The organism is Shewanella sp. 433, from assembly GCF_059338565.1.
In genome coordinates this window covers 233,914-258,838 of sequence record NZ_CM181703.1, presented here as the reverse complement: position 1 = coordinate 258,838, position 24,925 = coordinate 233,914, and the positions used below count along the sequence as shown (strand labels likewise).

The following is a 24,925-nucleotide window of genomic DNA, read 5'->3' as shown; positions in this document are numbered from 1 at the left end:
AAGGATTTAACCATGAATCAGTCTTTACTCTCAGCCTTTGGCGATGCCAATACCCGTGTTGAAGCCGCGTTGACAGCCTTACGCGCTGGCCAAGGCGTGTTGGTGGTCGACGATGAAGATCGCGAAAATGAAGGTGATCTTATTTATTCAGCCGAGCACTTAACCAATCAACAGATGGCGCTGCTTATTCGGGAATGCAGTGGCATAGTCTGTTTATGCCTGCCTGATGAGCGGGTTAAACAATTGCAGTTACCGCCCATGGTGGCTGATAACTCAAGCCAGTATGGCACCGCGTTTACCGTGAGCATCGAAGCCAAAGTTGGGGTGACAACCGGCGTTTCGGCTGCCGATCGGGTTACCACTATTAAAGCGGCGATCGCCGATGGGGCTAGTGCCTGTGATCTGGCTCGTCCTGGTCATGTGTACCCGCTACGTGCTCAGCCCGGTGGCGTATTGACTCGCAGAGGCCATACCGAAGGCACCATAGATCTGATGCTGCTGGCAGGGCTGAAACCTGCGGGCGTATTATGTGAGGTGACCAATCCTGACGGCACCATGGCGAGATTGCCTGAGATCATCGCGTTTGGCGAGCAGCATCAAATGCCAGTATTGACCATAGAAGATATCGTGATTTACCGTAAGTCGTTACTGGCTCAAGCGAGTTAATAGGCTTAATAAATAAACAAAGAGCCAATATATGGCTCTTTGTTTATCATTTACCACCAATATCGACCACTCATAAGGTCTATTTCAAATAGACACTAGCGATCTGTTAGCGGTTTATTGACCCGAGGTCATCACGCTCGCCGACTCTTCAATGGCCATTTGCGCCAAATCCTTATCGACAAAAAATAACGCCTTACCATCTTCGCCAATCAGGCGAATCTTATCGACGATCGATTTAAACAACTTCTCTTCTTCATGTTGCTCAGAGACATACCACTGCAGGAAGTTAAAAGTAGAATAGTCTTGATTAGTGAATGCAGCATGAGCAAGTGCATTGATTTTACTGGTTATCATCTGCTCATGGGCGTAGGTGTGTTCAAATAGGGCCAGTAATGAATCAAACTCAGCTTGCGGTGCTTCAATGGCGCCAATCAGTGGCATGCCGCCCGTTTCGCTAACGTAGGTAAATAGGCGGTGCATGTGCTGCATCTCTTCGTCAGCATGGGCACGCATAAATTTAGCGGCACCCTCAAAGCCCTTGTCTTCGCACCAAGCGCTCATTTGCAGGTAGAGGTTTGAGGAGAAGAACTCCACATTAATTTGTGCGTTCAACTGATCAATCATCGTTTGTGCCAGCATAGTAGATCCTTGTTATGTTCATTGTATTAAGCTGGACTATTGTGTAAAAGCAGGCGGTTAAATGCAACTAAATTTACTTAACTTAATGTTTCAAATACAAATATTTATCATTGCGTCAGTGTTGAGCCTATCAAATATTTGTCGGATTAACGGCCCCTTGATTAAGTCATTAACAAGCGGTGCATTGTAGGCATAAGCCTTGCGATTGGCGGTAGGTGACAGTCTTGTTTCGCGCTATATTAAGTCGTTAATTGCGCAAGCTGCTCAGTTAGCTTGCTGAGGATTGATTTGTTCGCACTATGGCAAAAACTGCCATGGAGATCATGGCCTTCTCTCATCAGCGTGGCATAATGAGCATCAATCTTTGCTTAAACACTTATCTTTAAGGTAACCGATGCCCATGAAATTTGATCCATGTTCTCAGCCTAGCCTTATGCACCCAGACGAAGCGATTGTTAAACTGCTCGATCAAGTCATGCCTCTTAGTGACTCTGAAATGGTGCAGCTTCCCCATGCCTTAGGCCGAGTATTAGCTGAAGATCTGGCATCGAGTATTGATTTGCCTCCCTTTAATAACTCGGCAATGGATGGCTATGCTTTTCGATTGCAAGATTTAAGCAACAACGACACCCTGACGCTGATCGGTCACTCTTTTGCAGGACATCCGTTTGACGGCGAGGCCAAACCCAATACCTGCGTGCGCATTATGACTGGCGCACCATTGCCAGCCGGTTACGATACCGTGCAGATGCAAGAAAAAGCCCGTGCCAACGGCGATAGCATTACCATTGAAGCGCCTGATGCGGTTGGTGCCAATGTGCGTTATCGCGGCGAAGAGCTTAACACTGGCGATAAAGTCTTACGGGCTGGCACCCAGATTGGCGCCGCCGAAATGGGCGTGCTCGCCACCATAGGAGCGAGCCAAGTACGCGTTGTGCGTCGTGTCAAAGTGGCCTTTTTCTCAACGGGTGACGAACTGCGTCCGGTTGGCAGCGAGTTAGCGCCGGGGCAGATTTATGATTCTAACCGTTACAGCATTCAAGGTTTATTGACTCGATCCAATGTTGAGTGGGTCGATCTGGGGGTGATTGCAGATGATCCTGAGGCGATTCGTGAGGCATTTCGTACCGGAGCTGCCCAAGCGGATATGCTACTCACCTCGGGTGGTGTCTCTGTAGGCGACGCCGATTACACCAAACAAATTTTAGAAGAAGAGGGTGAAATTACCTTCTGGAAGCTAGCCATGAAACCGGGTAAGCCATTTGCTTTTGGGCGACTGGGTAAGGCGATATTTTGTGGTCTACCAGGCAATCCGGTGTCATCTATGGTGACCTACTATAAATTGGTATGGCCGCTTATCAATAAGATGCAAGGCTTGCCACGCGCTAAGCCGTTATTACTGCAGGCGAAACTGAGCAGCGATCTGCGTAAGTTTGCTGGTCGGGTTGAATATCAACGCGGTATTTTGAGCCACAACGAACAAGGCCAAGCTGAGGTGAGCATTACCGGTGGGCAAGGTTCGGGTATGTTGACCTCGATGAGCTTGGCTAACTGCTTTGTTATTTTAGCGCGAGAGCAGGGTGACACGCCTGCGGGTAGCTTAGTGACGGTTGAACCCTTTAATTCTGTGCTCTGTTAAGTAGGTAAGCTGAGATGACATCGACACTCGATAATGACGACATTCTGTCGGACAGAGAGATCTTACGTTACAGTCGCCAAATCTCCATTAAGGCGATGGACTTTGAGGGGCAAGAGAAGCTGAAACAAGCCAAGGTCTTAGTGATAGGGGTTGGCGGCTTAGGTTGCGCCGCAAGCCAATATCTTACCGTGGCGGGTGTAGGGCAATTGACCTTAGTAGACTTTGACACTGTTGAGTTGTCTAATCTGCAGCGCCAAGTGCTGCATCAAGCGGATAATATCGGCCAACCTAAGGTGGCCTCGGCGCAAGAAACCTTGAGTCAGCTTAATCCTCATGTGGCGATTACCACTATCAATGCCGTGCTAGATGACTCAGAGCTTGATGCCTTAGTCATGCAGCACGATATCGTGATGGACTGCACTGACAATATGACGGTGCGTGAGCAGTTAAATAGCAGTTGCTTTACCCATAAGGTACCACTGGTTTCGGCCGCCGCGATCCGTATGGAAGGCACTGTCACTGTGTTTGACTATCAGGGGGATACACCTTGTTATCATTGCTTTAGCCAGCTGTTTGGCGACCAGCAACTGACTTGCGTCGAGTCAGGCATCTTGGCTCCAGTTGTGGGCATGATTGGTTGCCTGCAAGCGGTAGAGGCCATTAAGGTGATTGCTCACATGGGCAAACCTTTAGTGGGCCGCATTTTGATGATAGATGCGATGACGATGGAGTTTCGCGAGATGAAACTGACCAAGCAGCAAAACTGCAGTACCTGCGGTGCATAAGCGCTGTTAGCTGATACGCTAGCCCAGATGGTGGGCTAGCTGTTTTGCGTTGCAATATTAGGTTTTTTCGGCGCCTATTCTTTTAACTCTCCATTATTTCAAATTACTATTACTTCAAATCACAAGCACTTAAAATACCAATGATTTTTATGGCTAATTACTTTAAATGCCTGCCACCATCGAGCGCCAATGAGCGTCCGGTAATGTAGTGGCTTGCCATAAGATATTCAATCGCCTTAAGCACCTCAACTTCACCGGCTTCACGTTGCAGTAGCGATTTAGCTAATGCTTGCTGTTTATATTGCTCGTCATCATGTTCATTAAAACAGATCAGCGCAGGCGCAATACTATTGACCTTAACGTGCGGAGCTAACTTAGTCGCAAACGATAGCGTCATATTTTCTAAAGCTGCCTTACTGGCCGCATAGGCTATATGTTTTTTGCTGCCTTTTTGGGCGACATAATCGGTGAGGTGAATGATGTCGCTTAGGCGGTCACCCTGGATCAGCAGCGGGGCTAACCCTAGATTGATCTGATACGGTGCCGTCACATGTACCTGCATCATGGTGGCCATTATTTGCTCTGGCGCCAGCGGGCTGTCATCGGGTAACCACAGAGAGGCGTTGTGAACAATGGCATCAAGTTGTGGATACTTAGCCATGATGGCATCAATGAAGGTTTGCACCTCTTCAGCTTGGGTAAAGTCACAGCAATACAGATCAGCACCCGCCTCGCTTAAAGCGTCGATGCTGGGGTAGTGGCGCCGAAAAGTCCCGATAACCTGATAGCCTTTGTCGATGAAGGCCTGTGCTAAGTACAAACCAATGCGCTTGCCTACGCCTGTGATTAAAATGGTGGGTTGCATAAGATCCCTGTAGGTAAGTTAGCCAAGAAATTCGGCTCTAGTATGGTGATTCGACTTAAAGCAGCCACCCAATGCGGTGGTTTGCGTCGATGATTGACTGTCCATAATGCCGCGTGATTTGACGCAATAATGGGTCGCTGAAATCGATACCGCCACATCATCGGTATTGAGTAAGGTTTGCAGTGCCACCAATATTTGTTGGGTCAGCCGCTCTTGCACCTGAGGCCGTTGAGCAAAAAAGCGTACGATACGATTGATTTTCGACAAACCTATGATCGATGACTTAGGGATGTAGGCCACTTTTGCCGTGCCATCTATGGTAATAAAGTGATGTTCACAGGTGCTGGTCAGGCTGATGTCACTGACTTTGACCATCTCGTCAACACCCATTTTATTGTCAATTTGAGCAATCGCGGGGAAGTTGTCGTAATCGATACCGGCAAAGATCTCATTGACGTACATTTTGGCAATACGATGTGGGGTTTCACACAGGCTGTCATCATTGAGGTCTAGCCCTAAAGTGTCGACCACTTCGGTCATTAATCCTTTTATCCGCTCATACTTCTGTTGCGAAGACAGGGGATTATCACGCAATGGGGTTTCTAAACCTTGGGCGATTAACGCTTGTCTCACTTGCTGTGCAGCTGGATTCATAACAAATACTCCGCGATAAAACGGTTAATGATGACTATCTGTCATCTAAGTGGCTTTCTAGCGATAATGAGACTGAGTCGGCAAATCGCAGGGCGTGGGGTTTGTCTACTGTCACTTGGCAGTAACGCACCCATGGATGCTCACAGCTAATGGTGAGTATGTCGGACACTAATTTTTCCAGTAATAAAAAGCGACCTTCCTCAACGTGCTGGATCACTTTTTTGGTGATCACTTTATAGTTGAGTGCGTCACTGACATCATCTGTCTGGGCCGAAAGTGCGGCTGGGTAGTGGATCTCAATATTGATCACCACATCTTGCTGTTTCTCACGTTCATCGGGATTAAAACCGATAAAGGTGCGTAACCTCAAATTGGTGATCTTGATTTTGGCATGGCTAATTTTGGCGTTGGTAATGGTCATGACATTTCCTCATCATTTGCAGGCAGTACGTTGGTCGTGAATCGTTAGATCAGTTGTTAAAGTAAAACAGATAGGAATATAGATGTTGGTGTGAAGTCATTTTTTTATCAAGCTTTGCTTAATAAATCTTGTGTTTCTTACTTTCCCTATTTTAATGAGAGCTATTTTTCGTCGTTTAATTGAGCTTCTTGTTAACTTTTTACTAGGTACTCTTTCATTTTTAAGCATCATCAGCATTCAGTTGATTGATCATCATAGGGAGTGATTCGTTTATCCTGTTGCCCGTCCATATCGAATACTCAATGTGAATAAACCATATTTGATGGGTACCGATTATTGAGTTCAGATACAGATGAATAGCAACTTTTTAGTTAGTGCTCTAATCATGGTGGTGGGTTTCAATAACTGTTTATTCTTGGGATAAAGCCTATTTAACCGCCTAAAGGTCGTTAAAGTTAGTAAAAATTGGCATTTTATTGGACGTGGCCATATAGAAGAATACAATAGGAGAAAATAATATTTACTATATTACTATGAGTTGAAATCATTTTTGGCAATCTGGAATGATTTTTCAATAGTTATTCTTTAGGTTTTTTTAGTGGGGATAATCGATGACAAAAGGTATTGATAAGTACAGTATCGATAGTACCGACTATACGGTTGGTCAGGATAATGTGCAGAAGTGGGGGTTTGATGTACATAACCCTGTATTTGGTATTAGCGCGGGGCTTATTGTTGCATTTCTAATCGCAACCTTAGTCACAGATGCCGAAACATCGAAGGCGGCATTGGATGGTATCAAATGGAAAATTATTGGTTTATTTGATTGGTTATTTATTTGGTCAGGCAATGTTTTCGTCTTGTTTTGCTTGGGATTAATTGCTTCACCCTATGGCAAAATACGGTTAGGTGGGCGTGAGGCGACAGCTGATTATTCTTTCTTCTCTTGGCTATCTATGTTGTTTGCTGCGGGTATGGGAATAGGATTAATGTTTTGGAGTGTTGCTGAGCCTGTTGCTTATTTTACTGGTTGGTATGAAACTCCCTTAGGTGTAGAGGCTTATTCGCCTGAAGCTGCCAAAATCGCGCTAGGTGCGACTATGTTCCATTGGGGGTTGCATCCTTGGGCTATTTATGGCGTTGTGGCCTTATCTTTAGCTTTCTTCGCCTACAATAAAGGACTTCCTTTATCAATTCGTTCTATTTTTTACCCAATTTTAGGTGACCGAGCCTGGGGATGGGCGGGGCATATTGTCGACATATTGGCAGTGTTGGCAACCTTATTTGGTCTGGCAACTTCTCTGGGGTTAGGGGCGCAGCAGGCAGCGAGTGGTATTCATCATGTATTTGGCATAGAGGCTGGGTTAGGTCTGCAGATTGGGGTGATTATTGGCGTAACTTTACTGGCGGTCGTTTCTGTTATGCGAGGCATCGATGGTGGTGTAAAGGTTATCAGTAATATCAATATGATAGTGGCTCTTATACTACTTATTTTTGTTGCGGTGATAGGTTATTACGTTAGCTTTGGATCGGTATATACTACGCTGATGTCCTATGTTGAGAACATTATCCCTTTAAGTAACCCTCATGGCCGTACCGATGAAGCCTGGTTCCAAGGTTGGACTGTATTTTACTGGGCTTGGTGGATATCTTGGTCACCATTTGTAGGTATGTTTATTGCGCGAGTGTCTAGAGGACGCACCGTGCGTGAATTTATCACCGCAGTATTGTTGGTTCCAACCTTTGTAACGCTTCTCTGGATGTCGGTATTTGGCGGGATGGCAATCGATCAAGTGGTCAATAAAGTAGGTGAACTTGGTACGCAGGGGCTTACCGAAGTGCCTTTAGCAATGTTCCAGATGTTTGATGTTTTGCCGTTTGGTACATTATTATCAGCTATTGCTGTTCTCTTAGTCTTGGTCTTCTTTATTACTTCTTCAGACTCAGGGTCATTAGTGATCGATAGTATTACAGCCGGAGGTAAGATGGATGCACCGGTACCTCAACGCATATTTTGGGCACTATTAGAGGGCGCTATAGCGATTGCATTATTGTGGATTGGTGGAGCTCAAGCGATTGAGGCTTTACAGGCCGCAGCGATCTCTACTGCCTTGCCATTCACATTTATATTGCTGTTGATGTGTGTCAGCCTGATTAAAGGGATGCGTACTGAACGCTTTTAGTTGATGAGATTATAGTGAGGCTAGGTTACTGGCCTCCTTTTTTATAGGGAGGCCTTAATCTCTTGTGGACTCTATTGCCAGAATTCTTTGATAGGTGATTGTGGATCATAGTGATGTGCAATTTGTGCTTGAAGAAGCTCAGCCGTAGCAATCGCATCGGTTAAGGCATGGTGAGGCGAGTAAGGAGGTAATCCATACCGTTGCCGACAGGATCCAAGCCTTCTTGAAAGAGATTTGCCGCCTTTGAGCCTGTTCCATATTCTAGCGCGAAGTTTATGTTGGATTCTCGATTCCAGTTCCATGGTGTCCACCACGGGAAATTCGATGCCATTGTTGATTCGGGTCATTAAGGCCCGCTCCAAAAATAGTCGTTCTATTTGTTGGCAATGAACCACTATTATTTTACCTGCCATCTCATTTAATACCTGCTCGAATATAACCGATAGGTCCGGTGCATCTAAGATGTCGGTATGGGTAATACCGTGGATGATGACAGAATCTTCGGCTAACTTTTCTCTTGGCCTCACCGTCCAAGATTTTGCGCGATTGAGCAAGATACGATCTAAGTTAAAAGGCACTGTTCCTATGCTGATGATGTCGTCTTTATCTGCATTTAGACCTGTTGTTTCAAAGTCCATGGAGAGGAACTCTATTTTGCCGATGGGGTTATTTCCATCGGGAAGCGATGTGGCATAATAATCGCGTAAGCTACCCTCTTTTAGCGTTTTTAGTTTTTGCTTGAATTTTCCCGGCCAGTCGATAGTTGGATGCGAAAGCCATTTTTTTAGCATAGTGCACTCACTTGAATTGATTATTGGCTTGATAGCGGAACTTGAGAAAATTCTGTCCGTTACTTAAGATTTGAAATGCATCTTTGAGGTTCCGTCGTTCAAAGTCAGATAAGTTTTCGGGCTCTATGTTGTTATCAGGATCTATTCCAAGTTTTACATCAAAGGCTTGGTGACGGATACGCACCATGGATATAAACTCCATGGCATCGCGTAGGTCTTGACCGCGCCCTTTTGGAAGTATAGCGGCGTCAATAATATCATCGAGTCGTTCGAACGAGTTTCGTGCCCTAGAACCTACAGATAGCGCATGTACACGAATGAGATCTACAAGAGGTGCAGTGCCACGACGCTTGAGGTTAATGGAATTATTATGACGACCATCTTTTTCCATGACAAAGTCTTTGAAGAATCCCAATGGAGGTTTACGATTGAGAGCATTCCTTGCTAAACACGCTAAGAAGCGATTGTTTTTTCTAGCTCGGCGGACGATAAAACCATTGAGCTGTTCAGCCCATTTAAGCCTGCCATATACACCATCAAGATCAAAGAAAATAGAGGCGTTAAGTAAAGCTTTGGGGTTGGGGTTATCTATCCAATCAGCAAAGCACTCTTCCCATTTCTTGCGTGTCATACGCCATGTGGGATTGGTTGCCATAATGTCACCCGTGCAATAACTGTAACCACATTTATCGAGTCCATCACAGACAAATTTAGCCAAGTTTGCAAAGTAATCATTGTGTTTTTCCTTATCATAACTCTCATCCAAGATAATAGCGTTATCTTGATCTGTAACGATAAGTTGCTCATCTCTCCCCATTGAGCCCAATGCTAGAAAACAATAAGGGATAGGTGGTGGGCCAAATTTTTCCTCGGCGAGTTCCAGTATGCGTTGTTTGAAGCTACGCCCTATCACTGACATAGCGCTACCAATCATATGAGAATTAGCGTCTTCATTAACCATACGCTCGAAGCTGTCTTTAACTTGCTTTGATAGCATCACTAGCTCGTCAACCGATAGTTGCTGAAAGATACTACTTACTAGCAGTAGTGAGTTTTGTGATTCGTAGCGCACGATATCAGTGGCTTCAATGATGCCTATAGGTTGGCGCCCCTTCAAAATAGGTAGATGGTGAACGTTGTAACGAAGCATAGTTAGCATCACTTCGTGGACATAGGCGTTGTGATCTAGACTGATGACATCTGTGCTTACAACAGAACCGACTTCATGGCTTGGATTTATGCCTTCGGCTAATACACGGGTACATAGGTCTCTATCTGTGATGATGCCCATTAATGGTGATGTATCATCTTCATCATTTTCTAGTACATCAGGATCTATTACTAACAGAGAGGAAACATTGTCTTTAGCCATCAATATAGCTGCATTTTGTATACTTTCTGTCTTGTTTATATAGGGGGGCTCGCGAGTTAATAAGGTCCGTACTTTAGGTGAGGTGAGATCATTTTGATTAGTAGAATTTGATACCGCCTGACGTAAACGTGCGTTATCTTCAACTTCGACAAAATCGGCAAAGACATCATATTGCTCGTAAAGTTCTTGAAAAATGTTTTCAGGAAGACAGTAGACCAATGTGTCTTCAATAGCTTTAACCGGAAAGCGAATTTTATTGTTGGTAAGTAATCCCATTTGGCCAAAAAGATCACCAGTATCGAGCCTGTTATAGAGCTCTCCTTTTCTGCGGTATACTTCGACCTCGCCGCTACGAATTATGTAAAGATCATTGATATGATCACCAAGATGAATGATAGGCGTATCTTTACGATAATAAGATATCTCTACATGCCGGCTAATGCGTTCGATAACTTCTTCAGGTAACAAGTCAAAAGGCGGATATTTTACTAAGAAGTTTTGGATCTCGTTTAACTCAGCTTCCACGATATCTCCTTTGGTCTCGTGCATGGGTTATGCGGCGTGTACCCTATCACATCTAAATTTCGTTAAAGAATATAAAACATGATGTGGCTTAATTATGACGCGGTCCAGAGCATTTGTCCGCACTGGCTCAGGTCATATCCGCCTAATTGTGTGGCCAGTTGTCGGGTCTGGGTACTGCTGAGCATATCGAATAACGCTTGTAGCTGGCGGCGAAAGTAGATGCCTTGCGGCATAACAAAGTCGAATGACTCAGTGATTAGCGGCACAAAGCTTAAGCCGCTTTCCATTGCGACCGATTGGCAGCCAAAGCCGATGTCGGCCTCGTTACGGGCAATAAATCCTGCCAACTCCCGTTCACTATAGGCGGTCACGGCAGTATTTAGCTGTTCGATACTCGCCCCTTGTTTCATCAGCCAGTGCTCTAAATGCTGTTGGCTACCGGCCCCCGATTGGCGGCCCACCCAGCGCCAAGGCAAGCTAACTAGCCTGTCCTCTTCTTGGCATCTATGGTGCATTTCGGCGCGCATCATTAAGCCTTGCTGGCGGGTATAACCGTGAACCATGACCCATTGCTGGTGGTTAGGGTAGCCCTTGAGCAGGGCGGGGTGGCGAATATTACGCTCTTCGATATTGCCCCAGTGTAGGGTGCATACATCGGCATAGCCGCGCGACAGCAGATCCAGCCCCATGCGTGAGCCTGTGGCACTGTAACTGACTAAATCACTCTTACCGATACGCGACATTAGGCGAGCCACCAACATGGATAGCAGCGGATCGTCACTGCCGGTGATGTGCATTCTATCGGACAGCATACCGCTGTGGCACGAGTCCATAACCCAGCGGTCGATGAGTATTTTGGGGAATAGCCACTTCCCAGTGACTTTAGTCGCAGGTAATATTCTATCGTTTGCCATTGCATAGACCTTTTTTTCATTAAGGTCTAAGTATTCAGCCACCTGTTTTGCACTCATGTAGATGAGTTCACTTGGCTCGGTCATCAATATTCCTTTAAATCTCTATTGGTTAGTTGATGTTGCGTTTAGGTGGTGTGGCATCAAATTCAATGTTCTCGGCGCCATTGTAAACCAGAAAATGGCGTCCCTTGGCACGGGCAATCATAGTGATGCCTAACTTTTGTGCTAGTTCAAGCCCCATCTGGGTTGCGCCACTGCGGGACAGCAGTACCGGTATGCCCATCTTAGCGACTTTTATCACCATTTCAGAGGTGAGTCGCCCAGTGGTATAAAACAGTTTATCGCCGCCTAACTCTTGCTTGAGCCACATTTCACCGGCTAAAGTGTCGACTGCATTATGGCGGCCCACATCTTCGATAAAACCGGTTATTTGGTCGCCCTGACAAAGGCCACAACCATGTACGGCACCCGCATTTTTGTAGGTTTCATTGTAGGCACTAATATTGTTTAACAAGCTATAAAGCATGCTTTGTTTAAGCTGGGGAGTGGGCAGTTTTATATCGTCTAGCCCATCCATAAAACCGCCATACACTGTACCTTGACCACAGCCCGTGGTGACGGTCTTTTCTGCCAGCTTTTCATCAAGATGCTCGGTCGTCTCTTGGGTGAGTACGGCGGCAGAATTAACATCCCAATCGACGATGACTGACTCGAGTTGTTTTACATCAGAAATAAAGCCTTGGTTTTTAAGATACCCCAGTGCTAAAGCCTCCGGTCGGGCTCCAAGTGTCATTAGCGTCACAATTGGACGCCAATTCAGGTAAACCGTGAGGGGACGTTCACAGGCAATAAATTTATCGACGATTTCACCTTGCTCGTTGGTTGCCTTTACTGCAATGGTCAACGGCACATCGGCTTGGGTTTTTAAAAAAGTGAGTTGTTTACTCTTAGTCATAAAGATCATCTATTCGCAATTGGCTGCCTGCAGCATAGCAATAATCATTCCGAGACTATGATTTTATGTTGCAATGCGTGATCGAGTTAAATACTCAGACTTAAAACGCCCTTTTATGTCCCGTCTAAAATGTCAGTTAGGACAAATTGTCCTACCCTGGGCATGGAATTGATGATCTAGCTCAAACTTATTTGCTAATTGCACTGGCACACTTATTGCTTCATTCGTAAGTATATCGCAACCCATGGCTTGGCTTTGTAATCGCTTTACAAACAATGGCCAAGCCCTCTAATCAACGGAGTTGGAATGCAACGTACCGAAAGTCAATGGCCCATGTATGTTTCGCTGAAAAAGGTGGAAAAACAAATGGGGCGCTGGACCGCCGAATCTTGGGAATTAGATCAAGTTGTTCCAGCCACGCAACCTGCACCAGAGGGCGCTCGATTGGTGGCTTTAGAGCTGCACAAGGATGAGCGTGGCAGCTACCGTATCAATTTGGATATGGATAACGCCATGTTGTATATCGTCTGTGATGAACTTGAAGATGGCACTTGGATTCCGACCTATATCTCAGCCGATCAAAATGTCGCAGCAGGTTGCCTTGAGGGCGACACCCCCGTATTGAACATGCTAATGCCCAATGCCGTAGCATGCTGGATTGAAGCGTTCATTACCCGCCATGGAGAGGTAGAAATTTGTGCCCATCGACGCAAGCACGTTAATCGTCGTAAAAATGAAGGGCCAAGTACTAACCACAACCGAGGGCAGGTTTCCTAATGAGTGAAAAACCGAGTGGATTGTTAGCACGATGGAACCTTCGTCGTCAGCAGGTGCAGCAAGAAGAGGAAGCCGAGCAACTTGCCCAGCAAGCTCCTGAGCCAACCACACAGCCGACCGAACATGCCGATGCAGTCAATGCAGAACCAAGCGAGGCTAATAAAACCTTGATGGCTGAAGATCTTCCTGATCCTGAGTCTATTGAGGTAGGGGGGAGCTTTGCCAGTTTTATGGCCGATAACGTCGATCCTAATGCCAAGGCTGCCGCGTTACGTGCCTTGTGGAAGCAACCACACTACAGTGAGATAGATGGTTTGCTCGAATACGCGCTCGATTATACCAATCAACCTAAGCTTTCAGCCGAGGTCTCGGCGGAGCTCGCCAAGAAAGTTTTCCGCCACCTCAACAAAGATGAGGAGCAAGAGGTGCCTAACGAGTTAAGTGAAGCTGAGGAGATGACAGCTTCTACCGCCGAGCAGGAGGTTAATTTATCCGGCACAGGCCCAGCGGACATTTTGGACGATGAATCAGCTGATTTGTCCCAAAATGAACCAGAATCACTAGCTGCACCTAAACCGCCCGTTGCTTGAGGTCAGTTTAGAGTGCTTTTAAATCCATAATTTTGGTACGTGAATTGCTGCAATAAGGCACATTTACAACGAGTTAGTTTCTTGTTGATATTGAGGTGAAGCTGGCGCAAGTAAAGCGCATGCCAATAGAGTAGACAGCCACCTCGCTGACGGCAGCAGCCAAAACTGTTCAGGAACGCAATGTGAGTATGCATTTAAACGGTAACGAAAATCTGACCGACCTCAAACAGGTTCGTCAGCAAGTGTTGGGACAGACGCAAATTCTTCAAAATCTGATCCCACCCACAGTAAGCTACACCACCGAGGGCAATGTACTTATCATTGGCCCAGAGGATTTAGCGCGCCTCGCGGCAGACAAATTGTCAAACATGGGCCAGCGGGCCATTCTCGCTAACGAGTCCATTACCAGCCAAGATGAAGACCACCTTGAAAAGGTGATGGCCGCGGCGGAAGGCGTTGAAAGTTACTACAATAAGTTAATTGAAATTAAAGGGTTTTTGGGGCAGTTTCAGGTTAAAGTTGAACATGAAAACGGTGCTGCCGAGCTCAGTTTAGTCGCTATTCGTAAAGCTCATTTCGACCTTATCCTCGACCTCAGTCACTCGCCATGCATTAGTCTAGAGATGCTGCCACCAGGCTATTTCTATGTAGGCCAAGATGAAGCCAAATTGGCCGATGCCATCGCCCAGTTACCCGACTTAATTGGTGAGTTTGATAAGCCGCGGTATGTCAAAGTCAACAGCGAGATCTGTGCCCATAACCGTAATGGTATCGATGGCTGTAATCGCTGCCTTAATTTCTGTCCTGCCGATGCTATTGCTAGTGTGAACAAGAAGATTGAGATCGATCCTTATCTTTGTCATGGCGCCGGCAGTTGCACCAATGCCTGTCCAACAGGTGCAATCAGTTACGATTTACCTACGCCACAAGCACTGCATTCATATCTACATAAGCTTGTGAGTCGTTTTCGTGCGCAGGCGCAAACAGCCCCGGTCATTTTGTTTCATGACGCGGCTAATGGTGCCAGCTTAATTAACGAGGAACTGCCGGGGGCAGTGATTCCTGTTGAGCTAGAAGAGATCACCGTTGCCAGCATGGATCACTGGATGTCCTCGCTGGCTTGGGGCGCACGTCAAATCATAGTGCTGAATACCGACGCTACGGCGCCGACCCTAACACAGATGCTAAATGGCGAACAACAGTTGGCCAATGACATATTCGATGAGATGGGACAACCGCAACGCGTTAGCGTTATCAACCAAAATCAACTTGATGAGCTCGCCGCATTAATTGAAGTGAGTGCAAGTTGGCCTGTGATTGTGCCTGGTGAATTTAGTCCAACCACTAAGCGCGCCACCCTGTATGCGGCAATCGATCATCTCAATAGCCAAGCGGCCTCAATCGAAAGCACCTTGAGTAAGGGCAATATCCCGTTCGGCAAAGTCAGTGTTAACACCGACAGCTGCACCTTGTGTCTATCGTGCGTGTCGACCTGTCCGACCCAAGCGTTAACCGATGGTGGCGATATGCCAGCATTGCATTTTGTTGAGCAAGACTGTGTGCAGTGTGGTTTATGTGAGTCGGCCTGTCCTGAGAATGCGATTAGCCTGACAGCACAGATGAATTTTGATGCGGCTGCACGTCAGCAGCGCCAAACCTTGAAAGAGGAAGCCCCGTTTGATTGCATTCGTTGCGGCACCCCTTTCGCGACCCAATCCATGGTGCAACGGATGATGGATGTAGTCGGAGGCCATAGCGCCTTCAGTGCCAACACAGAACGCTTGAAGATGTGTAGCGACTGCCGGGTAAAAGATATGTTTGAAGATATTCTTCAAGATCCTGAAAAGCAACTGCGATAAGAGTGTAGCTATGACCGAATTAGTAAGAGAAGTATCAGAAAACGATCAATTAAGAGCCGATATCTATCAGCTGTTAGCCGCACTATTACGTTGTCAGCCAAGCGCTGAATTGCTGCAGTTTCTTGCCAGCCTTGAGATAGATGCCAACGAAGATGATAGCGACATGACTAAGGCCTGGTTGGCATTAAAACTTGCCGCAGGTCAGTTTACTACCGACCAACTTGAAGAGGAGTATTTTAATATCTTCTTGGGTGTAGGCAGTGGTGAAATCTTGCCTTATGGCAGTTGGTTTATGACCGGCTCTTTGATGGATAAGCCGTTGGCCTTGCTGCGTCAAGACTTGGCTCAACTCGGGTTTGAGCGTACCGATGAGGTGAAAGAGCCTGAAGATCATGTGGCTGCTCTGTGTGAAGTGATGGGTACCCTAATTTTAGAGGCACCAGGCTATCGTCAATTAGCGTTTTACCAACGTCATATCGGTAGCTGGATCGACCGCTTCTGTGATCACTTGGCTCGCACCCCTAGTGCGGCGTTTTATGCCACAGTGGCTCAGTTGGCTAAATCTTTCTTTGCTATTGAAGCCAATGAATTTGAACAATTGAGTTTAAACATTCCGGTGAACTGCCCTGGCAGCGAAGCGGAAAAGATCCAACCCACCAGCAATGAACTCGTTTCATAGGGTGGCAACTTGTTATGCCTGTGTCATCTGCTGCAGGCATAGTGAAATCTGAGGGCTCGCCCTCAATTACCATCGGGTCGCTGCGCCAGTGAGTTTCACATATCGGCAACGCGACTCACTTTGAGTTAATAAAGGAGACACTATGAAGAAGCAAGCTTCCGATATGGGTCGTCGTCAACTGTTAAAAGCCTTAGCCATAGGGAGTGCTGCCGGTGCTGTTGCTACCGTCAGTGGTCAGGCTGCGGCAGCTACACCAGCACAGGCTAAAGAGTCTGCTCGTGGTGATGGCTATCAGGAGACGGATCATATTCGTAGTTATTACGCGTCGTTACGTACTAAGTAAATCACTACTTAGGTAGTGAATCAAAGCGTAATTACGCAGTAATTCAATAACATTAGGAGAGTGTGTGATGCGATTAACACGCAAAACAGACCAAGCTGACGCTACTAAAAAGCCAGCCCTAGGTCTAAATCGTCGCCAATTCCTCCAGACAGCAGGTCTTGCTACTGGTGGTATTGCAGCGGCTTCAATGCTTGGCGCAGGTATGATGCGTAAAGCTGAAGCAAAAGAAGTGCCTCATGATGCCCCAACGGAAGTCAAACGGACTATCTGTTCTCACTGTTCAGTGGGTTGTGGTATTTACGCCGAAGTACAAAATGGGGTGTGGACTGGGCAAGAGCCTGCATTCGATCATCCATTCAATGCTGGTGGTCACTGTGCTAAAGGTGCAGCGCTGCGTGAACATGGTCATGGTGAGAAACGCTTAAAATACCCAATGAAGCTTGAAGGCGGTAAGTGGAAGCGTATCTCATGGGAGCAAGCCATTGAAGAAGTCGGCCAAAAGGCGCTGGATATCCGTAAAGAATCGGGTCCAGATTCAGTATTCTTCATGGGTAGTGCTAAGTTCTCTAACGAGCAAGCGTATTTATACCGTAAATTCGCCGCGATGTGGGGCACTAACAACGTCGACCATTCAGCACGTATTTGTCACTCTACCACTGTAGCCGGTGTTGCTAACACTTGGGGCTATGGTGCGCAAACCAACTCTTTCAACGATATTCGTAATGCAAAAGCGATGATGTTCATCGGGTCTAACCCATCAGAAGCACATCCTGTTTCAATGCAGCATATCCTGGAAGGTAAAGAGCGCGGCGCGAAAATTATCGTTGTCGACCCACGTTTCACCCGAACGGCAGCAAAAGCTGACGAGTTCGTGCATATCCGCCCTGGTACCGATATTCCCTATATCTATGGTCTGTTGTGGCATATTTTTGAAAACAAGTGGGAAGATCAAACCTTTATCGACCAGCGCGTTTACGGTATGGAGCGTATTCGCGAAGCGGCCGCTAAGTGGACCCCTGCAGAAGTGGAAAACGTTGTCGGCGTACCCGAAGCACAGATGTATCGCGTTGCTAAGTTGTTGGCAACCACTAAGCCTGGCACTATCGTTTGGTGTATGGGTGGTACTCAGCACCATATCGGTAATGCCAATACCCGTGCCTACTGTATCCTGCAGCTAGCCCTAGGTAACATGGGTGTGTCTGGTGGTGGTACTAACATCTTCCGTGGTCACGATAACGTACAGGGTGCAACGGACTTTGGTCTACTGTTTGATACCTTGCCAGGCTACTACGGCTTGAAGACTGGGTCATGGAAACACTGGTGTAACGTATGGGATTTGGATTATGAATGGGTGAAAGCTCGCTTCGACCAAAACCAGTACTTGGGTCAAGACCCAATGACATCAACGGGTATCCCATGTTCGCGTTGGCATGATGGTGTACTTGAAGATAAATCTAAGATTGCGCAGAAAGATAACATTCGTATGTCATTCTTCTGGGGTCAGTCTGTTAACACCGAAACCCGTGGTCGTGAAGTGCGTGAAGCATTGAACAAGATGGATACCGTGGTTGTTGTGGATCCATTCCCAACCATGGCTGGTGTTATGCACACGCGTAAAGATGGTGTGTATCTGCTGCCTGCATCGACTCAGTTTGAAACCTACGGCTCTGTATCAGCATCTAACCGTTCACTCCAGTGGCGTACTCAGGTCATTGAACCACTATTTGAGTCTAAGCCTGATCATGTGATCATGTACAAGCTGGCGAAGAAGTGGGGCATAGAGCAAGAGTTGTGTAAGCATATCCAAGTCAATGGCGATGAGCCGCTGATCGAAGATATCGTCCGTGAATATAACAAAGGTATGTGGACCATCGGTTACACAGGTCAAAGCCCTGAGCGTTTGAAGATGCACCAAGAAAACTGGGGCACCTTCGATATTAAATCGCTTGAAGCGCCAGGTGGCCCTGCTAAGGGTGAAACCTATGGTCTACCTTGGCCATGTTGGGGGACGCCAGAGATGAAACACCCTGGTACGCAAATTCTGTATCGTACCGGCCGTGAAGTAAAAGACGGTGGCGGTAACTTCCGTGCCCGTTACGGGGTTGAGCACGAAGGTAACAATATCTTGGCTGAAGGCTCTTTCTCTAAAGGCTCTGAAATCAAAGATGGTTACCCTGAATTTACCGACAAGATGCTTAAGCAACTTGGCTGGTGGGATGATCTCACCGCTGAAGAGAAAGCCGCTGCTGAAGGTAAAAACTGGAAGACTGATATTTCTGGTGGTATTCAGCGTGTGGCGATTAAGCATGGCTGTATCCCTTACGGTAACGCTAAAGCGCGTTGTATCGTGTGGAACTTCCCTGATGATATCCCAGTACATCGTGAGCCGCTTTACACTCCTCGTCGTGACTTGGTTGCTAAGTATCCTACTTATGATGACCGTATGGTTGCGCGACTACCTACTCTATATAAAACTATTCAGGATCAAGATTTTGCCAAAGATTTCCCACTGGCATTAACCTCGGGCCGCTTGGTTGAGTATGAAGGTGGTGGTGAAGAGACCCGTTCAAATCCATGGCTAGCTGAACTGCAACAAGAGATGTTCATCGAAATCAGCCCGGGTGATGCGGCGGATCGCGGCCTTCGTGATGGTGACGAAGTATGGGTTCACAGTCCAGAAGGCGCCAAAATTAAAGTTCAGGCAATGGTGACACCTCGGGTGATTAATGGTGAATGTTTCATGCCATATCACTTCGCAGGTATCTTCGAAGGTGAAAGCCTAGAGAAGAATTACCCAGAGGGCACAATCCCTTACATTATTGGCGAATCAGCCAATACGGTATTGACCTACGGCTATGACGTTGTGACCCAGATGCAAGAGACTAAGTCTAGCTTGTGTCAGATCACTAAAGCCTAACTGAACTTGATGAGGAGATAGCCATTATGGCAGTCATGAAATTTTTATGTGACACCAAACGCTGCATCGAGTGTAACGGTTGCGTCACAGCATGTAAGAACGAAAACGATTCCGCACTCGAGTGGGGAATTCAACGTCGCCGCGTCGTGACGATTAACGATGGTCAGCCAGGCGAAGCATCGATCTCAGTGGCATGTATGCACTGTACCGACGCCCCTTGTATGGCAGTTTGCCCAGCTGATTGTTTCTATCGTACCGAAGACGGCATTGTATTGCATAACAAAGATACCTGTATTGGTTGTGGTTACTGTTTCTATGCCTGTCCTTTCGGCGCGCCACAGTTCCCTAAGAAGGGGGCTTTTGGTAGCCGCGGTAAAATGGATAAGTGTACTTTCTGTGCCGGTGGCCCAGAAGAGACCTTCTCTGAAGCCGAGCGTCAGAAGTACGGTGCTAACCGTATCGCTGAAGGTAAGTTGCCGATGTGTGCAGAGCTTTGTTCAACTAAAGCACTGCTCGCTGGTGATGCTGAAGTGGTATCGAACATTTACCGCGAGCGCATGGCTGCGCGAGGTAATCCTAATGTGATTTGGGGTTACAACCCTCAAACGGCTGAGTTCAACTAAGCAGAGCAAGGGTTAGTGCGTCAGTACTAACCCTTAAGTAAAGGAGTGACAATGTTAAACAAACTGTTAAACAAATCACTGCGTAGTCTGTTTGCTCTGTTAGTGCTCATCACGGGATTGGGTATGGGGGCGACGATGCTCTCTATGCCTGCTCACGCGAGTGATCAGCAATCGAGCCAGCAACAGGCTAACGCAAAGACCAGTGATGCTGACCTATGGCGAGCGGTAAAAGCCGGTGATTCGGGTTATACCACAGCTAAAGGTGTTGAAACTGGGGTGCTGATTAACGTTGCCGGTAATGAAGGTAAAGAGGTCCGAAATAAATACCTCACGCCAGTTATGGCCATAGCGGTCGTCGGTGTTTTTGGTGCATTTTTACTGTTTTACTTGGTAAATGGTGCATCTAAATTAAGCCATGGTTTTTCCGGCAAAATGCTATTGCGCTGGACAAAAGCCGACTTGTGGCTGCACTGGGCGATGGCGATACCTTGCTTAGCACTGATCTTTACTGGTTTAAATATCATGCTAGGTAAGTATGCCTTGCAACCTTATGTCGGAGCCGATATTTGGGCTGCATTAATCTATGGTAGTAAGACTATCCATGATTATGCCGGTCCTTTGTTCATTATCGCTTGGGCGTTATGTGTCATTAAATGGATGCCAATGCAGACATTTAAGATGTATGACCTTAAATGGTTCCTCGTGGTGGGTGGTTACATCAACTTCGGTCCATTTAAAGGTAAGCACCCTGACAGTGGTTTTGCTAACGCGGGTGAAAAAATGTGGTTCTGGACACTGGCCTTCTTTGGTCTATTTATCAGTGTGTCCGGTATCATGTTGGTTCTACCTGGCTTAGATCTGCCACGTGAAGCGTCAATGGCAGCCCTACTTATTCACGGTATCAGCGCTATTATCTTGATTGCCTTTACCATAGTACATATATGGATGGCGACGGTATTGAGTGAGGGCGGTATGGAATCGATGAAGTCGGGTTACTGTGATGAAAACTGGGCGATTCAACACCATAATCTTTGGTTCGATGAGATCAAAGAAAACGGTACCTTGCAGTATAAAAAGTAAGTTTATTACCTAAACTTCACTTATAAAAAGCACCTCGTTGGTAATCCAATGAGGTGCTTTTTTTTGGCTCGCTTTCAAGTCAAATTGGTCAAAGGTGTTGCCGAATATTGTCTGCGGATGAGTTCGTTAGTGCTATCAAAACGTGGCAACCATGTCGGCCCCCATTTTCTAAAAGACCAGCCATTTATCGGTTAACGGTCAAGTGTGGCGTTGATGGCGTATACCAATATCTATTACGCTCAATTCAGCATGCAACATTTAATTTACATCTGTGTTTGGGTGTATCACGCCTTTATGACGAACCGCTGCTCTGGATATTTGAATATACATGATTGGCTTAACACTTTGGCTATTTACTCTATTTTTGCGTAGTTCTTACCCCGTTTAGATCAATATTTTATGCATCAAATCCACCTATATTGCAGGGGCAATTAATCGGATGTTTTTAATAAATACATAAAATTTACCAAATCAGCACCTAGGCGCAACATTTGTTTAACGTGTGTTTTATCGCTTGATTTGAATGAAGCATCCCAACTATTTGAATCGTCCTAATACTAGGAGCAAAAATGAAAAAGCAACAGCCCGATCTCAATCGTAGATCATTGCTGAAAGCACTCTCCATTGGTGGTACGGCCGGTGTGGCCATTGCCGCAAGTGGTGTCAGTGTTGCCCATGCAGCGGAAACTAAGCCAAGTGTAAAACACACCGACAGCTACCATGAAACTGCGCATATCCGCAGCTACTACAACAGCTTGCGTAGCTAATTAGGAGAACAAAAGCGATGAAGTTAACTCGCAAATCAAATGAGGCGCCTACCGTTGCTAAGTCAACACTAGGGATCAGTCGTCGTCAATTTATGAAGCACGCAGGTATCACCACCGGTGGTATCGCAGCAGCATCTCTTCTTGGTACTGGCATGATGCGTCGCGCCGAAGCCAAAGATATTCCTCATGATGCACCTATCGAAATCAAACGCACCGTATGTAGTGCCTGTGCGGTTGGTTGTGGTCTTTATGCTGAAGTACAAAATGGCGTTTGGACAGGACAAGAGCCTGCATTCGACCATCCATTTAACTCTGGCGGCCATTGTGCTAAAGGTGCTGCACTGCGTGAACATGGTCACGGTGAGAAGCGTCTTAAGTACCCAATGAAATTGGTTGATGGTAAGTGGAAAAAATTGTCGTGGGAGCAGGCTTTTAACGAAGTGGGCGACAAGATGCTGGACATCCGCAAAGAGTCGGGTCCAGATTCACTTTACTTTATGGGTAGCGCTAAGTTTTCTAACGAAGGCTGCTACATGTACCGTAAATTCGCGGCAATGTGGGGCACCAACAACGTCGACCACTCGGCGCGTATTTGTCACTCTACCACGGTAGCCGGTGTTGCAAACACTTGGGGCTATGGTGCGCAAACTAACTCGTTCAACGATATCCAGAACGCCAATGCGATCTTCTTTATTGGGTCTAACCCAGCTGAAGCACATCCGGTCGCGATGCAGCATATCCTTATCGCTAAAGAGAAGAATAACGCGAAAGTGATTGTTGTCGATCCACGTTTCTCTCGCACTGCAGCGCATTCAGATCTGCATTGTGCACTGCGACCAGGTACCGATATTCCATTCATCTACGGTATGCTTTGGCATATCTTCGAAAACGGTTGGGAAGATAAAACCTTTATCGAGCAGCGTGTGTTCGAAATGGAGACTATCCGTGAAGAGGTGAAGAAATTCCCACCTAAAGAAGTGACTAATATCACGGGTGTGAGTGAAGAAGATGTATACCAAGCGGCTAAATTAATGGCCGATAACCGTCCTGGTACCGTAGTTTGGTGTATGGGTGGTACTCAGCATCACGTGGGTAACGCGAACACGCGTGCTTACTGTATCTTGCAGCTCGCCTTAGGCAACATGGGCGTGTCTGGTGGTGGGACTAACATTTTCCGTGGCCACGATAACGTACAGGGTGCGACTGACTTAGGTCTACTGTTCGATACGCTACCTGGTTACTACGGTCTTAAGACTGGTTCTTGGAAGCATTGGTCAAATGTATGGGAACTGGATTACGAGTGGGTTAAAGGTCGTTTCGACCAAAATGAATACCTTGGTCGTATCCCAATGAATACGCCTGGTATTCCATGTTCTCGTTGGCACGATGGTGTATTAGAAACGCCTGAGAAGCTAGCACAGAAAGATCGTGTGCGTATGGCGTTCTTCTGGGGTCAATCGGTTAACACCGAAACTCGTCAAAGCGAAGTGCGTGACGCCCTAGATAAGATGGACACTGTAGTAGTAGTCGACCCATTCCCAACTATGGCGGGTGTGATGCACCGTCGTAAGAATGGTGTTTATCTATTACCAGCAGCGACTCAGTTTGAAACTGAAGGTTCAGTGTCTAACTCCGGTCGTAGCCAGCAGTGGCGCGAAAAGGTCATCGAGCCGTTATTCGAGTCTAAGACTGACCTTGAGATCATGTATCGTCTATCACAAAAGCTTGGTTTCGCAGATGAGTACACTAAGCGCATCGCCAAAGATGCTAATGACGTACTGGTGATTGAAGATGTTACTCGCGAAATTAACCGCGGTATGTGGACTATCGGTATGTCTGGTCAAAGCCCTGAGCGTTTGAAGCTACACACCCAAAACTGGGGTACGTTTAGCAATAAAACTCTTGAAGCGGTAGGTGGCCCAGCAAAAGGCGAAACTTACGGTCTACCTTGGCCATGTTGGGGTACGCCAGAGCAGAAACACCCAGGTACGCAAATCCTATACAACACACACAAACATGTGCTTGAGGGCGGCGGTAACTTCCGTGCGCGCTACGGTGTTGAATACAAAGGTAAGAACCTATTGGCCGAAGGCAGCTTCTCTAAGGGTGCTGAGATCCAAGACGGTTATCCAGAGTTCAGCGCAGATATGCTCAAGCAACTTGGCTGGTGGGACGACCTTACAGCAGAAGAGAAAGTCTCTGCCGAAGGTAAAAACTGGAAGACTGACCTTTCAGGTGGTATCCAGCGCGTGGCTATGAAGCATGGTTGTATTCCATTTGGTAACGCTAAAGCGCGTTGTATCGTATGGACCTTCCCTGATCAAGTACCTGTGCACCGTGAGCCTCTGTACACGCCACGTCGTGATCTTGTGTCTAAGTACCCAACTTATGACGATATGCAAGTGCATCGTCTACCTACGCTGTACAAGTCAATCCAAGAGAAAGACAGTTCAGTCAAGTACCCATTAGGATTGACCTCAGGTCGTCTGGTTGAGTACGAAGGTGGTGGTGAAGAGTCACGCTCTAACCCATGGCTAGCAGAGCTTCAACAAGAGATGTTTGTTGAAATTAACCCTGCCGATGCCGCTGACCGTGGTATCCGTAACGGTGACACTGTATGGCTAGAGGGTGCTGAAGGTGGCCGCATTAAGATTCAGGCGATGGTAACCCCACGGGTTAAACCTGGTGTGACTTGGATGCCTTACCACTTTGCGGGTGTGATGCATGGCGAAAGCCTCGAGAACAACTATCCAGAAGGTACAGTGCCTTATGTGATTGGTGAGTCAGCGAACACGGCATTAACTTACGGTTATGACCCTGTGACGCAGATGCAAGAGACTAAAGCTTCGCTTTGTCAGATCACTAAAGCCTAAGTACCGGG

Annotated in this window: 22 protein-coding genes; 14 read left to right on the top strand and 8 right to left on the bottom strand. The window is 46.7% G+C overall.

Annotation, left to right across the window (positions count from 1 at the left end):
• Positions 1 to 12: 12 nt before the first annotated feature.
• Entirely contained in the window at positions 13 to 666 is a 654-nt protein-coding gene (gene ribB / locus AC5YB1_RS01270) for a 3,4-dihydroxy-2-butanone-4-phosphate synthase (protein WP_494520404.1), read from the top strand.
• Between the two features lie 114 nt (positions 667 to 780).
• On the opposite strand, the gene ftnA is transcribed toward ribB, so the two are convergent.
• Positions 781 to 1,305, bottom strand: coding sequence for a non-heme ferritin (gene ftnA, locus AC5YB1_RS01265; protein WP_494520403.1), 525 nt, complete (start codon positions 1,303 to 1,305; stop codon positions 781 to 783).
• Positions 1,306 to 1,699: 394 nt separating this feature from the next.
• On the opposite strand from ftnA, the gene moeA reads away from it, so the two are divergent.
• Both moeA and moeB read left to right on the top strand, forming a co-directional pair.
• Entirely contained in the window at positions 1,700 to 2,944 is a 1,245-nt protein-coding gene (gene moeA, locus AC5YB1_RS01260; RefSeq protein ID WP_494520402.1) for a molybdopterin molybdotransferase MoeA, read from the top strand.
• A gap of 14 nt (positions 2,945 to 2,958) precedes the next feature.
• The gene (gene moeB / locus AC5YB1_RS01255) at positions 2,959 to 3,729 is read left to right on the top strand and encodes a molybdopterin-synthase adenylyltransferase MoeB (RefSeq protein WP_494520401.1); all 771 of its coding nucleotides are present in this window, start codon (positions 2,959 to 2,961) and stop codon (positions 3,727 to 3,729) included.
• Between the two features lie 157 nt (positions 3,730 to 3,886).
• Here the strand turns inward: moeB and folM are convergent, their stop codons facing one another.
• From folM to folX, 3 genes are read right to left on the bottom strand one after another with little or no spacing between them, the layout of a single operon-like run.
• Entirely contained in the window at positions 3,887 to 4,594 is a 708-nt protein-coding gene (gene folM, locus AC5YB1_RS01250) for a dihydromonapterin reductase (protein ID WP_494520400.1), read from the bottom strand.
• Between the two features lie 18 nt (positions 4,595 to 4,612).
• Positions 4,613 to 5,248 carry a GTP cyclohydrolase I FolE gene (gene folE, locus AC5YB1_RS01245; RefSeq protein WP_494520399.1) on the bottom strand — a complete coding sequence of 212 codons (636 nt, stop codon included), beginning with the start codon at positions 5,246 to 5,248 and terminating at the stop codon, positions 4,613 to 4,615.
• A gap of 34 nt (positions 5,249 to 5,282) precedes the next feature.
• Complete coding sequence (gene folX / locus AC5YB1_RS01240; RefSeq protein ID WP_110458839.1) at positions 5,283 to 5,648, bottom strand: dihydroneopterin triphosphate 2'-epimerase; 366 nt, start codon at positions 5,646 to 5,648, stop codon at positions 5,283 to 5,285.
• A 632-nt stretch (positions 5,649 to 6,280) separates the two neighbouring features.
• Between folX and AC5YB1_RS01235 the strand changes: the two genes are divergently transcribed.
• Positions 6,281 to 7,852, top strand: coding sequence for a BCCT family transporter (locus AC5YB1_RS01235; RefSeq protein ID WP_494520398.1), 1,572 nt, complete (start codon positions 6,281 to 6,283; stop codon positions 7,850 to 7,852).
• 71 nt (positions 7,853 to 7,923) lie between these two features.
• Here the strand turns inward: AC5YB1_RS01235 and AC5YB1_RS01230 are convergent, their stop codons facing one another.
• The 4 genes from AC5YB1_RS01230 to AC5YB1_RS01215 all read right to left on the bottom strand — a co-directional run bounded on the left by AC5YB1_RS01230 (position 7,924) and on the right by AC5YB1_RS01215 (position 12,409).
• On the bottom strand, positions 7,924 to 8,643 hold the full coding sequence (locus AC5YB1_RS01230) for a 3'-5' exonuclease (RefSeq protein ID WP_494520397.1): 720 nt from the start codon (positions 8,641 to 8,643) through the stop codon (positions 7,924 to 7,926).
• Between the two features lie 7 nt (positions 8,644 to 8,650).
• Positions 8,651 to 10,540, bottom strand: a complete 1,890-nt coding sequence (locus tag AC5YB1_RS01225) for a DUF294 nucleotidyltransferase-like domain-containing protein (RefSeq protein WP_494520396.1) — start codon at positions 10,538 to 10,540, stop codon at positions 8,651 to 8,653.
• 92 nt (positions 10,541 to 10,632) lie between these two features.
• Positions 10,633 to 11,538 (bottom strand): substrate-binding domain-containing protein, encoded by a 906-nt coding sequence (locus AC5YB1_RS01220; RefSeq protein ID WP_475515441.1) that lies wholly within the window; start codon positions 11,536 to 11,538, stop codon positions 10,633 to 10,635.
• Between the two features lie 25 nt (positions 11,539 to 11,563).
• The gene (locus AC5YB1_RS01215; protein WP_475515442.1) at positions 11,564 to 12,409 is read right to left on the bottom strand and encodes a formate dehydrogenase accessory sulfurtransferase FdhD; all 846 of its coding nucleotides are present in this window, start codon (positions 12,407 to 12,409) and stop codon (positions 11,564 to 11,566) included.
• A gap of 306 nt (positions 12,410 to 12,715) precedes the next feature.
• Between AC5YB1_RS01215 and AC5YB1_RS01210 the strand changes: the two genes are divergently transcribed.
• The 10 genes from AC5YB1_RS01210 (at position 12,716) to AC5YB1_RS01165 (ending at position 24,917) form a co-directional block, all read left to right on the top strand.
• Positions 12,716 to 13,186 (top strand): DUF3305 domain-containing protein, encoded by a 471-nt coding sequence (locus tag AC5YB1_RS01210; RefSeq protein ID WP_475515443.1) that lies wholly within the window; start codon positions 12,716 to 12,718, stop codon positions 13,184 to 13,186.
• A complete protein-coding gene (locus tag AC5YB1_RS01205; protein ID WP_475515444.1) occupies positions 13,186 to 13,776 on the top strand; it encodes a DUF3306 domain-containing protein in 591 nt (196 codons plus the stop codon). Before AC5YB1_RS01210 ends, AC5YB1_RS01205 begins: the two co-directional genes overlap by 1 nt.
• A 188-nt stretch (positions 13,777 to 13,964) precedes the next feature.
• A complete protein-coding gene (locus AC5YB1_RS01200; RefSeq protein WP_475516889.1) occupies positions 13,965 to 15,635 on the top strand; it encodes a 4Fe-4S binding protein in 1,671 nt (556 codons plus the stop codon).
• A gap of 10 nt (positions 15,636 to 15,645) precedes the next feature.
• Complete coding sequence (locus AC5YB1_RS01195) at positions 15,646 to 16,314, top strand: TorD/DmsD family molecular chaperone (RefSeq protein ID WP_475515445.1); 669 nt, start codon at positions 15,646 to 15,648, stop codon at positions 16,312 to 16,314.
• Between the two features lie 142 nt (positions 16,315 to 16,456).
• Positions 16,457 to 16,657 (top strand): twin-arginine translocation signal domain-containing protein, encoded by a 201-nt coding sequence (locus AC5YB1_RS01190; RefSeq protein ID WP_475515446.1) that lies wholly within the window; start codon positions 16,457 to 16,459, stop codon positions 16,655 to 16,657.
• Positions 16,658 to 16,724: 67 nt separating this feature from the next.
• Complete coding sequence (locus AC5YB1_RS01185; protein WP_494521556.1) at positions 16,725 to 19,574, top strand: formate dehydrogenase subunit alpha; 2,850 nt, start codon at positions 16,725 to 16,727, stop codon at positions 19,572 to 19,574.
• 26 nt (positions 19,575 to 19,600) lie between these two features.
• A complete protein-coding gene (gene fdh3B, locus AC5YB1_RS01180) occupies positions 19,601 to 20,197 on the top strand; it encodes a formate dehydrogenase FDH3 subunit beta (RefSeq protein ID WP_475515447.1) in 597 nt (198 codons plus the stop codon).
• A gap of 51 nt (positions 20,198 to 20,248) precedes the next feature.
• Positions 20,249 to 21,277, top strand: coding sequence for a formate dehydrogenase subunit gamma (locus tag AC5YB1_RS01175; RefSeq protein ID WP_475515448.1), 1,029 nt, complete (start codon positions 20,249 to 20,251; stop codon positions 21,275 to 21,277).
• 569 nt (positions 21,278 to 21,846) lie between these two features.
• Entirely contained in the window at positions 21,847 to 22,044 is a 198-nt protein-coding gene (locus tag AC5YB1_RS01170; protein WP_110458741.1) for a twin-arginine translocation signal domain-containing protein, read from the top strand.
• Between the two features lie 17 nt (positions 22,045 to 22,061).
• Positions 22,062 to 24,917: a molybdopterin-dependent oxidoreductase gene (locus AC5YB1_RS01165; protein ID WP_494520395.1), complete on the top strand. Its 2,856-nt coding sequence runs from the start codon at positions 22,062 to 22,064 to the stop codon at positions 24,915 to 24,917.
• Positions 24,918 to 24,925 lie beyond the last annotated feature (8 nt).